Annotated in this window: 5 protein-coding genes; all 5 read left to right on the forward strand. The window is 49.1% G+C overall.

The features are described 5' to 3' along the window. Positions 1-411 precede the first annotated feature (411 nt). The 5 genes from CHH60_RS21305 to CHH60_RS21325 all read left to right on the forward strand — a co-directional run bounded on the left by CHH60_RS21305 (position 412) and on the right by CHH60_RS21325 (position 13,803). Positions 412-2,595 carry an FAD-dependent oxidoreductase gene (locus CHH60_RS21305; protein WP_095361040.1) on the forward strand — a complete coding sequence of 728 codons (2,184 nt, stop codon included), beginning with the start codon at positions 412-414 and terminating at the stop codon, positions 2,593-2,595. A 32-nt stretch (positions 2,596-2,627) separates the two neighbouring features. Beyond that, on the forward strand, positions 2,628-4,760 hold the full coding sequence (gene nasC, locus CHH60_RS21310) for an assimilatory nitrate reductase catalytic subunit NasC (protein WP_095361196.1): 2,133 nt from the start codon (positions 2,628-2,630) through the stop codon (positions 4,758-4,760). A gap of 277 nt (positions 4,761-5,037) precedes the next feature. Then, positions 5,038-5,457 (forward strand): hypothetical protein, encoded by a 420-nt coding sequence (locus tag CHH60_RS21315; RefSeq protein ID WP_095361041.1) that lies wholly within the window; start codon positions 5,038-5,040, stop codon positions 5,455-5,457. A 22-nt stretch (positions 5,458-5,479) separates the two neighbouring features. Beyond that, positions 5,480-10,450, forward strand: coding sequence for a DUF4132 domain-containing protein (locus tag CHH60_RS21320; protein ID WP_095361042.1), 4,971 nt, complete (start codon positions 5,480-5,482; stop codon positions 10,448-10,450). Between the two features lie 641 nt (positions 10,451-11,091). Continuing rightward, positions 11,092-13,803, forward strand: coding sequence for a beta-glucosidase (locus CHH60_RS21325; protein ID WP_095361197.1), 2,712 nt, complete (start codon positions 11,092-11,094; stop codon positions 13,801-13,803). The last annotated feature ends 56 nt before the right edge of the window (positions 13,804-13,859 follow it).

Here is a 13,859-nt window from a genome sequence, read left to right on the forward strand (position 1 = left end):
TCCAATTGAATAATCTTACCCTGTCTTTGTGCAGTTCAGGCAGAAAAAGGCCGCAATTCGTCCAGATGATGAACGATTTGCGGCCTCATTGCCGGCAGGCAGGACACGTCATTGTGTTCCTGCACCTGATTTGATCACAGCACGGTGATTTTGATTCAAATTATAAAAAGAGAATTTATGTATGTCAAGAAAAATAACATTAAATTTTTAAATAAATCATTTTGAAAGTTAATTCAGAATTATATGTTAATTTTGTTGACATATAATATGGTTTGCCGTAATCTGAATCTAATATGAAATCACACAATGGCGTGTGAATTCCGGAGGCAACGGTGCCCTTTTCCGATCCATGGAGAAGGGATTTTTCTGTTTATTTTTAACTCAATATGTCACAGAGACAGGGGGCAGCCCATGAGCAAGAAGAGACTGGTCGTTATCGGAAACGGGATGGCAGGTGTTAGGTGTGTGGAAGAGATTATAGCCGTATCTCCGGATACATATGAGATTGTCATCTACGGAAGTGAACCACGTCCCAACTATAATCGGATCATGTTATCCAAAGTGCTGCAGGGTGAACACGATCTGCAGGACATTATCATTAACGACTGGAGCTGGTATGAGGATCACGGCATCCGGCTGTGTGCGGGAGAGACGGTCCACAAGATTGATACTCCGTCCAAAACGATTGAAACGTTATCCGGAATGAGGGAGTCCTACGATATTCTAATCCTTGCGACAGGGTCTGCTCCATTTATTCCACCCATTCCTGGTGTGGATAAAGAGAGGGTGATGTCTTTTCGCACCATAGATGACTGCACACGTATGTCCGCGTATTCCAAAGTACATCGTAAGGCGGCCGTTATTGGTGGCGGATTGCTTGGGCTTGAAGCTGCCCGCGGACTCCTGCATTTGGGGATGGAAGCCGTTGTGGTACATAACGCACCTTACATTATGAATCGGCAGTTGGATCTACAGGCAGCGACCATGCTTCAGCATGAGCTGGAAGCTCAGGGTATGACTTTCCTATTAAACAAAAACACACAAAAAATTGTGGGTCGGTCCCAGGCTCAGGGGCTTCAATTTACAGATGGAACCAAGCTTGAAGCACAGGTAGTCGTTGTGGCCGTGGGCATTCGTCCCAATGTTGATGTGGCCAGACGGAGCGGAATCAGGACCCATCGGGCGATTGTGGTCGACGATTACATGCGGACCAGCGTACCTGATGTGTATGCTGTCGGTGAATGTGCCGAACATCGGGGTATCAGTTACGGTCTGGTAGCCCCCTTATATGAGCAGGGTAAGGTACTCGCACGTTTTTTATGTGGGCAGGCGACAGCAGAGTATAAGGGTTCTATTCCATATTCCCAACTGAAGGTCTCTGGCGTTGACGTGTTCTCGGCCGGAAACATTAGCGGAGAAGAAATGCGGACAGCTGTACAGATGCTTGATGGTATTCGCGGTACGTATAAGAAAGTATTGATGAAGGAAGGACATGTAAGTGGAGCGATCCTGTTTGGGGATACGACGGAGAGTGCCAGCCTATTGGGACTTGTTCAGCGTGGGGCTGGCATCGAAGAACTCGCTCCCCGCGAGGAAGAGACGAATCCAGCCGAGAAGGCGGCAGCAGCATTGCCTGATCAGGAGACGGTGTGCGCCTGTAACAATGTGAGTAAGGTGATGATCATGAGGGCCATAAAGGATAAGGGGCTGCAGACTGCTGAACAGGTTAAGGAGCATACCAAAGCCTCCGGTTCCTGCGGCGGATGTCGTCCAATGGTTACGGCACTGGTGAAGCATACGCTGCATCTCCAGAAAAACGGCGGTGGTGCAAGCGAAGCAGCAGCTGCGGCGAAAACGACAGAATGGCCCGTTTGCAGTTGTACGGATCTGGGTCATGCCTCACTGAAAGAAGCGCTCAATCGGTTGTCAGATGGTAATTCCTCTGAGCTTGCAGCTTCGACAGACCATCACCATCTGTATGCCATTCAAGAGGGTGATGGAATGAGAAGAATCATGCAGCAGCTGGACTGGAGAACAGAAGAAGGCTGCGATATCTGCCAATCTGCACTTCGTTACTATTTGAAGATAACCGGAAAGTGGATAAGTGTGCAGCAGCCTGATCGGGCTGGAAACCGGAACGATATCCTGCGGGGTACGGTTGTGGGTATCGAGGTCCATGCAGGCGATCTGACGTTCGAAGCCATGGCAGAAGACCTTCAATTCAGGTGGGTCAATGCGGATATGCCTGCTCCCGTGAAGGTGGCGCTGTCGGGTGGAGCAAGCTCATGGATAAGCCCGATTGTGCAGGATATCGGTTTGCAAGAATCTCCCGCTGGCTGGGAAATTTACGCGGGTGGTCACGCAGCCCATCCGGTAAAGGAGGGGGGACTCCTCGGACTTGCCGAAACGGAAAAAGATGCAGTGCGGCTGATCTCGGCATGCCTGGAGTGGTATCGCCGAACGGCCTGGTACGATGAACCCCTCTGGGCATGGGTAGAGCGATTGGGGTTCATATCGATCCGCGAAAATCTGCTGGATCAACAATTCCAGAACGAGCTGGCGGGCAGAACGGTAAGCGAATTGAGTTTTACTTGATCCAAAAGGTAGGGAAGGGAGTGAAGATGGGAATGAAGACATCAATGGAAGACAGTTCGTTTGTTTCAAAACTGCATGTACGGGAGACACAATGCCCCTATTGCAGCGTACAGTGCAAAATGACCGTCGAGGAAGTGGCTGGGCCCATCGCTGGTGAGCGCCGTGCCGCGTACATCGTTGAAGGCGTGCCGAATGAAGCTTCACAGGGAAGATTGTGTGTCAAAGGCATGAATGCACATCAGCATGCACTGAGTGGACAGCGACTTCTGCAGCCTCTCATCCGCCGGGATGGTGAACTGATACCTTCTTCATGGCCTGAAGTCACAGCATATATCGCAGGACGTTTTACAAGTCTTCAGAATCAATACGGTGCCGATGCAATCGGTGTATATGGAGGGGGTTCCCTCACTAATGAGACAGCCTATTTGCTAGGAAAATTCGCAAGGGTTGCTCTAGGGACACGATATATTGATTATAACGGTCGCTTCTGTATGTCTGCCGCTGCCTCTGCAGGAAGTAAGGTGTTTGGCATGGATCGAGGGCTGACATTCCGCTTATCCGACATCCCGCTGGCCCAGTGCATTGTACTTGCAGGGACAAACATTGCAGAGTGCCAGCCCACTCTGCTGCCTTATTTCAACCAGGCGAAGGAAAATGGAGCGTACATTATTGTTATTGATCCGCGCAAGACAGCTACTGCAGCCATTGCCGACCTTCATTTGCAGATCAAACCGGGTATGGATGCACTGCTTGCGAACATCATGCTGAAGGTCATTATGGAAGAGGGACTTGTGAACGAGCATTTTATTGATGCAAGAACCCAAGGCTATGAGAGTTTGCAGAATGCACTGAGCGAGATAGACCTGGAAGAATCCGCAGTGCAATGCGGGGTGGACTTAACCCTGATTCGTCAGGCCGCAATGGCCTATGGTCAGGCAGAGACAGGCATGATCATGACTGCGCGCGGAGTGGAACAGCAAACGGATGGACATCTTGCGGTCCGTCATTTTCTTAACTTGGTACTGGCAACTGGAAAAATCGGCAGACCAGGTTGTGGTTATGGCGCGATCACTGGACAGGGAAACGGACAGGGCGGAAGAGAGCACGGGCAGAAGGCCGATCAATTGCCGGGATATCGTTCCATAGAAAATGCACAGGACCGCGCACATGTAGCATCCGTCTGGGGAGTTGCACCTGAGACCTTGCCGGGAAAAGGTGTATCTGCCTATGAAATCATGGAACGGGTTCACGAGCAGGAGATCCGAGCCCTGCTTGTGATGGGCTCCAACCCGGTTGTATCCAATCCCAATGTGCGCTTGGTGGAAGAAGGGCTTCGTAAGCTGGATTTTCTGGTCGTGGCAGATATGTTTCTGTCCGAGACAGCGAAGATGGCTGATGTGGTGCTTCCAGTCACGGCTTATCTGGAGAACGAAGGTACGCTGACCAATCTGGAAGGCCGGGTGCTGTTACGAGAACAGGGCAGACCGGCACCGGGAGGGACCCGCCATGATTGGGATATTCTATGCTCCATTGCCAGCGGACTCGGCAAAGCGTCTTATTTTCAATATGCATGTGCTGAGGATATCTTCAATGAACTCAGACTGGCCAGCCAGGGCGGGGTTGCAGATTACTATGGAATGACCTACGAACGTCTACGGAGGGAGAAAGGTATCTACTGGCCCTGCGTTTCTCTGGAGGATGAGGGTGAAGGGCTGCTGTTCAGTGAGCGATTTGCTCATGAGGACGGCAGGGCTACATTTACAAGTGAATTAAGTGCTGGTTGGCATGATGTCTCGCGGGAATTTCCTCTGATTCTGACCAATGGCCGCGTCCTTCCTCACTATCTGACTGGCGTACAGACCCATCGGAGCCCAACACTGGAAGCCCGTGAACTGGAGAATTTTGTGGAACTTCATCCGGGTACAGCTGCACGTCATCGAATTATGGATGGGGAGTGGGTCGAGATTCAATCAGTGCATGGGAGCTTCACGGTACGTGCCCGTATTAAGGAACATATTCGCGAAGACACGCTGTTTGTACCGATGCATTGGGGCGGCATTCAGAACGTCAATCGGGCGACAAGGCCCGATTTGGACCCTTATTGCCGTATGCCAGGCTTCAAAACGGCGGCTGTAACGATTCGCCCTATGCGATTGGCCAGATGAATCCAAAGCTGTTCTCATAACACAAATCAGGTCTGATTGATTGAATGCTGATGTGGCTGGGAGTTCCAAGGTAATTGGAACAACCCGGCTTTTTTTTGCGTAAGTACGTTGGGGTTCAGTAGTTCGCAGGTTTCAGGTAAACGTGAGGAATGGCTCATGATTGTGTCGGAAATATTGGTTATGATGCTAATAAGGGGTACATGTGTACGTATTTTTAGTTTTTACTAGACTGGTGAGACGTAGCTAGTCAGTTCATATAGAAGAAGGAGGGGGCGTTGTGAACGTATGGGTCACGGTCAAAAGCCTGGGCAAACGCAAGCCTGCACTTGCCAAGCAAGCCAAAGAACTTCCGGAAACAACCGGAACGTTACGAGAGCTAATCAAACATATGGTACACGTGCAGGTGAACGCTCTTCAGGAGAAGAAAAACAGTGCGGCATTACTCACCTATCTTATGCCTGAGGAGATTCAACGTAAGGGATCAACGGGAAAAGTCGGTTTTGGTGAAGTGTACAATGAGGAGATTCAAGACCTGGAGCATGCGGTTCAAACGGCTATGATCGCTTATGAAGATGGACTGTACAAAGTCTTCCTCAATGATGAAGAATTGTCCGAATTGGATGCACCACTGGAGTTGCAGGAAGATGACGAATTGGTGTTTATCCGGTTTACCATGCTTGCCGGCCGCTTGTGGTAATAAACGATAAGGAGGAGATTGGATGAATCAGAAAGATAATGAACAGGTGTATATCAACGGAATGCAAGAGAAGGCAGAGTCATTGAACGGGTCCTGGCAGGAGCTTGCAGGATATGTGGTGGAGATGGCTGGTTCCACGTATTTACGCGGAGATGAAAAAGTATATCTGAATACAGAGAAATTTCTGCAAAAGCAGGCAGCTGAAACGGGAAAGCCCTTATTCGAACCCTTGCTGAACGTGCTTGAGCAGCTGACGAATGAATGGGTGGTCGAACGATTCCGTTATATTACTGACCGTGTCACCCATTTTCCATACAGTGTCATGTACGAACGCCGTCCTTATCGAACTGCCAATCCTGAGCAGCATTTTGGACAGGTAATCCGTAAGCTCATTGGATTGCTGCGCATGGAGATTCGCCAGTTCTCCCTGGACGAGTATGTATCGATTCGTGAATACAAGTTTGATCATTTGTACGAGGTTCGATCCGTACTTCCGGATTGCATCGCATATGATCTGGATCATGACAACGGGGGTATGAAGCAGGCCTTACACGAGATTATATATGGCGATAATCAGTCAGCATTACTTACTGGTGAGATGATCAAGGGTATATTCATGAGTGACCAGCCAGAGGCGTACCATATGGTGGGTGAGCTGCTTGTGGCAGCAAGGCTGCAGGAAGGACTGCGCCAGAGTATCGTTGAACGGATGGATGAAGGAACCATTGAAGCATTTATATACATATTAAAAGTTATCATCGATCACAATCTGATTCGTTACAGTTCAGTGGTTCGAGCATTGGCTGTATGGACAGGGCTCGGAATTGAAGCCGCCAATTCGCGCGTTGCATCACAGTTGATTGAGAAAGCCTATGAAGCGCTGACCGAGGCAGCTGTTCGTGAAGATTGGGAGCAGGATTCCAATGCCAATAAGATATTCATCAGTCTGTGGGCAACGGCTGTTATTGAAGAGGATCATCTTAATGACAAATTGATCCGTATTATGGATCACGGCCAACTGTATCAGAAAATCGTTGCGCAATATGTGCTTGCGAACAGTCAGAATCGTGACCTGCGGCTAAGTATTGCCCGTCGATATCTGGACGTACAGGATGTGGAGTTGATGCACTGGATTATCCAAAACTATGATGCCATGTACATGCATAACTGGCATTTCGAGGATGGAGAGAATCAGCGCAGCATTCACATTTCGCCCCTGCCTGTCTTCGAAGACAAGGTAATTCGGCATCAGGACTTCGATCAATTTAAGCAGCTGCTGGACCGCATTCCTCTGGGAGGGGAAGGTGGACCATCTGGCGTTCTTGAATATGTCCATTACCGGATTGAACGGAATGATGTGGTCAAAAAAATGCTCTACCTGGCTGCGTATGATATGGACCCCGATTGGATCGGAGAAGTCATTGCAATCAAGGACATGCTGAGCCCGGAACTTCGAGGTGAGCTGTTATCCCAGTTCGTTCAGCAGCCCGATAACGAGGTGCAAAGACAGTTTGTATTTGAAAGCCTGTCTGACAAAAGCATGAGCAACCGGGAGATGGCCCTAGTCAAAGTGAGGAAGCTTGAGCTGACTACTGACGAGATGAAACAGATGGAGGCCTTGCTCAAACTCAAGACCGGGTCACTTCGGCAGAAGGTCATTCAGGTTCTTTTGCTGCAACCTGCGGATCAGCTGGCGGTATCACTGGAACGTTTGCTGAAAGCGAAGAATGAATTGCAGCGTCTTGGTGCACTTGAGCTGTTGACCGAAATTTCGGCGGATCCGGAACGTGCAGATCAGCATGAGCAATTACAGCCGTTAGCCGGACTGATCCAGAAGCCTACCGCGAAGGAGCAAAAGCTGCTGGACAAGCTGACGAAGGAGGGCAGCCGGTATACTTCTTCGAATGGTTTTGGATTGTTCGATCCATCCCGGGTGGAGCCGCTGCTGCAGGAGAAGCGTGATCTTAGTGATTTTAATGCCAAGGAAATCTTTACGCTTTCGCTGGAGAAGGCCAAACCATTTATGGAAGGATTAGATGCTCTGGTTCATCAACACAGGGATCATGAGTATGAGGTGGAGTATTATGCAGGCTACCGTGAGACCCTCTTGATTGGAGTCTGCCTGCGCTCCATGTTCTCCTATGCGGAACGAAATGAGATGAAACAGATGGAGCAATATCCTCTCCACGACGTTTGGGAGGCGTATGTTGCGCAGAGTGATCTGAATAGTCTTGAACTCATGCAGCTCTATTTTATTTTGCAATTCAGCACACTGAGCGGCAACTTGGATGAACATTACAGCTATTATCACGATCAATATGATTATAACGAATTAAGCAAAATCCCATTATTGGAAGGCTGGCGCAAGTCCTTTGCCGAACAGACCTATCCTCTCTCCTATATGGAAGAAATGAAGCGGATGGCGGCTTCGCTGACCTATACGGATCAGGTTGCCGAATTGATTGCAGCAGCGTTCAGGGACAGCAACCCTGCAGATACATTTGAGATCGCGGAGAAGACATGGGCTTCCATTATCGCCAGCATGCCTGACGATCAACTGGAGAAGGAAGCCGGCATGCTTCATATCCTGACAGAACGGTGGAACTACCTGGTAAGAAGCAGAATATATGATGATGCCAGTTTCCAACGCTTCTTCCAAACGGCGTATCAGTTCATCAACCTTGTGGGAAATACACAGCGTTTCTCCCTGTTATCATTCGATGATTACGTGCGGGCATTCAAACTGCGTTTGATTGATAAACAGACAATGTACCGCCAGTTGCTGACGGGCGGGGAGCGTTTTGCATTCATTCGTGAGCTGACGTCGACACGCACCGAAGGCATCACGGATGATCCGGAACTTATAGAGCTGCGGAATACTGTCGTTGAACGAATTCTGGAGATTGAACTGACACGAGGTGAGCTTTCCACCGAAGTCAGCACACTGGCCATGAAGTTTGAAAGAATTGAAGGCATGGAACATTGGGTGCATCTGGTCTCAGCCATGGATAAGGATACATTTGTACGAGGCTACATCTACAGCTACGGAGATAACACAACACGCAAGGAAACGTTCAGTCACCTGATTCAAGTTTGCCATCCACGTGAGAGTGAGGATGATACTCTCCTGGGCCAATTACTTGAGCAATATCCGATTCAAGAGAAAAAGCTTTTGGAAGCGGCCATGTACGCACCGCAGTGGATGGAGATTGTATCGAAGCATCTGGGATGGGAAGGACTTCGCAGTGCGGCATGGTACTTCCATGCCCACATTAATGAACGATTTACGGCTGAAAAGGAAACCATCGTCGCTCACTATTCACCGATATCGCCGCAGGAATTCAACGACGGGGCATTTGATATTGCCTGGTTCGAGGAAGCTTATGCTGCTGTCGGCGAGGAACGGTTCAATCTGTTATATGATTGTGCCAAATACATTTCCGGTGGAGCAAACCATCGCAGATCACAGTTGTTCGCAGATGCAGCGTTAGGGAAGCTTCGTCTGGAGGACATGCGTCAATCTGTACAGGAGAAGCGGAATAAGGACCATCTGCTCACATACAGTTTGATTCCATTCCGGGCGGAGCAGGAACAGGATCTGCGAGAACGTTATGATTTTATTCAGAAATTCCTGCTGGAGAGCAAGCAATTTGGAGCCCAGCGTCGTGCCAGCGAAGGTGCAGCCGCGCAGATTGCTCTTGGCAACCTTGCCCGCAATGCAGGGTATACGGATGTCACCCGGCTGATCTGGAACATGGAAGCGAGCAAGCTGGATGAGATGAAATCCTACTTTGAACCAAAGACCCTGGATGAGACAACGACAGCTCAATTGGTCATTGATGAGGATGGTCAGTCCGAGTTGGTTCTTGTAAGCAAAGGGAAGACGCTCAAATCGGTACCTGCACGATTCAAGAAAGACAGATATATTACGGAGTTGAAGGAATTAAAAGGGGATCTGGTACAGCAGTATCGCCGGGCAAAACAGGAGCTGGAGCGTTCCATGACGGCAGAGACTGCCTTTACCGTCCAGGAAGTGGCCAGCCTCATGCAAAATCCGGTCATTCGTCCGCTGATTCGCACGTTGGTGTTCCAGTCAGGTGACCGTTTGGGGTATTTCGATGCGGAATCTTCCTGCCTGACTGTGCCTGGGGAACAAAGTAGCACACATGCATTGCAGGAACAGGATACACTGGTGATTGCACATCCTCTGCAATTATTCCGCAGCGGGACATGGAGCGAATTCCAGCGGGATCTGTTCACCCGTCAGGAACGTCAGCCGTTCAAACAGGTCTTCCGTGAGCTGTACCTTGCAAATGAGGATGAGCTTGCGAATGGAACCGTATCCCGCCGGTATGCCGGGTATCAGATTCAACCGAAGAAGACGGTTGCCCTGCTCAAAGGTCGCCAGTGGACCGTCAGTTATGAGGAAGGCTTACAGAAAGTCAGCTATGAGCATAACCTGATTGCCAATCTGTATGCCATGGCAGACTGGTTCTCACCGGCGGATACGGAAGCACCTACGCTGGAGACAGTACAATTTTATGATCGCAAAACGTATAAGCCTGTAGCCTTGAAAGATGTACCGAAGGTCTTCTTCTCGGAGGTCATGCGTGATGTTGATCTGGTAGTCAGTGTTGCGCATGTGGGCGGGGTGGATCCGGAAGCCAGCCTGACAACCATTGAAATGCGTCATGTTATCGTGAATGAATCCCTGCGTCTACTCAAGATAGACAATGTACGACTGGATGGCAATTATGCACGGATCGAAGGTGACCTCGGCGAATATGCCGTTCATCTTGGCAGTGGCAACGTGTTTAGACAGGCAACTGGTGCGCTATATATCGTACCTGTGCATAGTCAGCATCGGGGGAGGATCTTCCTGCCATTCCTGGATGAAGATCCAAGAACAGCTGAGATTTTATCCAAAATCATGCTGCTCGCAGAAGATAAGAAGATCAAAGATCCACAAATCCTGGCGCAGCTGAAGAGCTAGAAATAACTCGAGATCGCAGGCAAGATTAGGACAGAGCAGGTGACATGGTTAGTAAGAATGGATGTAAAATTTAAGGAAGTTTGACTAGAGAAATGCGACGCTATTAGAGGTCAGTTATGAAGAAATAGCAGCCGGGGTACCTGTTAAAAGGGACTTCGGTTGCTTTTTATTTTCCGTGTGGAACGAAGAAATTCATTGCATCCGTTTACAAATAGACTTTGGGCCCAGGTGTTTAATTTAATTTCCTAAATATAATAATTAATTGAATAAATTGTTAATTTAGAAATGGGACATAACGACTGTTTTCAAAAGTAAATGTTTTGTATGATTTGAGTTACAAAAATGTAATTAACTCGTTTTCATATGATGTTATACGAATTATATCTGACATCATACCTAAGAACTAATTCACTCCTTTCGGCTCCATTTCCATATTTAAGGGGATGTAATTGATCCGCAGGTCGGCTATCGTAAGAAAGCGAAATTGCTCGCTCGCTTGTCGAGCCGCACTTTTCGTAGCGATGTGCAGGGCTGCCTGAATGCTTGAAGGGCTGGGACAAGCCAGTTTGCATTCCCTTGTACACATGTATCCAACCATGTGTGCAAGAAAAATGATCAAGAGAGAAGGAGAGCTTACAAACATGAACAGAAGACTCAACCTGATTTTCCTCAAACGATGGTTTATGCTATTAATCATCGTGGCGGTTGCGGCAATGCCGTTACACGCCTTTGCCGCAGAAGCGGATTCCGGGGCAGATCGCCCTTGGATGAACAAATCCTTATCTGCGAAGGAACGCACCGAACTGCTGCTCAAGGCGATGACGCTGGAGGAGAAAGTCGGATTCGTTACCGGTAAAGTAAATAACTATTATGGTTTCTATAATGATGGATTGGAGCGGCTTGGCATTCCGGCATTGCAGATGGCGGATGGACCAGCAGGCGTACGTGTCGCGAATCCGGATGTGCAGGACAAAAAGTCCACGGCACTGCCTGCACCGATTGCCCTGGCAGCATCCTGGGATACCAATCTGGCCAAACAATATGGTGACCTGATCGGACAGGAAGCTCATGATACAACACATAACGTTGTTCTTGGTCCTGGTCTGGACATTGCACGTACACCATGGGGATCACGTAACTTCGAATCCTTGGGTGAGGATCCGCTGCTGGCTTCCGGCATGGGTGCAGCGTATGTCAACGGAATTCAGAGCAACCCGGTGATTGCAACGGCGAAGCACTACATCCTGAACAATCAGGAAACGGAGCGTTTTACAACGAATGCAACAGCCAGTGAGCGTGCCATCCAGGAAGTCTATGCACGTCCATTCCAGGCTATGGTTGAAAAAGCGGATCTCGGTTCCGCCATGTGTTCATTTAACCAGGTGAACGGTACATATGCTTGTGAGAACAAGGAGATGCTGACCGATCTGCTCAAGGACCAGTTTGGCTTCGAAGGGTTTATCATGAGTGACTATGGTGCCAATTTCAGTACAGCCAAATCAGCTAACGCGGGTCTGGATCTGGAGACACCAGGGGAGCCTTATGGCAAATGGGGAACGCAACTGCTGGAAGCCGTGAACAAAGGTGAAGTCAGCGAGCAGACCATTGATGAGAAGGTTCGCCGCATTTTGCTCCAAATGTTCGAGAAAGGGCTGTTCGACAACCCTGTAACCAATACGCAAATTAATGCGAAGGCAGACGGTAAGCAAGCAAGGGAAATTGCTGAGCAGAGCATGGTGCTGTTGCAAAATAACAATGACGTGCTGCCGCTTTCCAAGAAAGAACTGAATTCCATTGCAGTAATTGGACCAGATGCAGACACGGCTTCTGCAGCAGGTGGAGGCAGCAGCCTCGTTAACCCGACATACACCGTGAGTCCGCTTGAAGGGATTCGTAACCGTGCAGGCAATGGCGTCGAAGTGAATTATGCAGCCGGAACGGATCCTATCTCCGCCGGGGATGCATTTAACGGTCCTTCCGCAGTACCGTCCACCCTCTTGTCTCCGGCAGATGCCGAGAAGAGCGAGCAGAATGTTGGTACGGACAAAGCGGAGTATGGTCTTCGTGCTGAATACTGGACCAATACGAACATGGAAGGTGACCCTTCACTGGTTCGTACAGACAATCAGGTCAACATGAATCTCGGATTTTATAACTATGAAGGGTTCAACGCCCAGTCATCCAAGCTTCCGGTTACACCAACGGAATTCAACAGTAAAATGTCCGCACGTTGGACAGGTTCCATTACAGCACCCAAAACGGGTGATTACAAATTGTCTCTGACCAGCCTGGGATCTGCGAAATTGTACGTGGATGATCAGCTGCTCGTAGAAAATCAAGGTGAAACGCTGAGCACAACGAAGAAAGCAATTACGTTAAAAGAAGGCGAATCCCACAACATCAAGATTGAATACCGTACTGACTTCCCGGTACAGTCAAGCCATGACATGGGTGCCCAAATGCGTTTCGGCTGGGAAGCACCTGAAGATGCCGTGGATGCCAAAATGCAAAAAGCAGTTGATTTGGCCAAAAAATCCGATGTTGCCGTTGTCGTAACACGTACGTATGACAGCGAAGGTTATGTGGACCGTTCCGATCTGGAACTGCCGAACAACCAAGAGCAATTGATTCGTAAGGTCGCAGCAGCAAATCCGAAGACGATTGTTGTTCAAATGAGCGGCCGTGCTGTGGAAATGGATTCCTGGCAAAAAGAAGTTCCATCCATTGTTCAAGCCTGGTACGCAGGTCAGGAACAAGGTAACGCTGTAGCTCGCGTTCTGTTCGGTGATGTGAACCCTTCTGGTAAATTGCCAGTGACGTTCCCGTCGGACGATTCACAAAATCCGATCTCCACCGCGGAACAATTCCCGGGTGTGAATGGCGTGGGCACGTACTCTGAAGGCATCTTTGTAGGCTATAAAGGGTATGACAAAGAAGGCATGACACCAGCGTTCGCATTTGGACACGGATTGTCTTATACCGATTTTGACTACCGCAACCTGCATGTGAAAAACACAGGTAAAGGGGACGATGCTACCGTAGAAGTGTCCCTGAACCTACGGAACACCGGTAAAGTTTCTGGTGCAGAAGTTGTACAAGTCTATGTAGGCAATCTGCCAACGAGTGTGGAAACACCGGAAAAACAACTTGCTGGCTGGGCCAAAGTCGATCTGAAGGCAGGCAAACAGCAGCGCGTTAAAATCAAATTGGATCGCAGCGCACTGTCCTATTGGGATGAAAAGTCGCATGAGTGGGTAATGCCTAAGGGTAAAGTATCTGTTTATGTCGGCAGTGCATCAGACGATGTCCGTCTGACAGGCAGCGTGAATATCGGAAGTCCATCCGGTAAATAAGAGGAAGAAGCGAAGAGTCGTGGCCGAATGGCCGCGGCTTTTTCCACAATTGGAGA

It is taken from the genome of Paenibacillus sp. 7523-1, from assembly GCF_002276415.1.
Classification (GTDB): Bacteria; Bacillota; Bacilli; order Paenibacillales; family Paenibacillaceae; genus Paenibacillus; species Paenibacillus illinoisensis_A.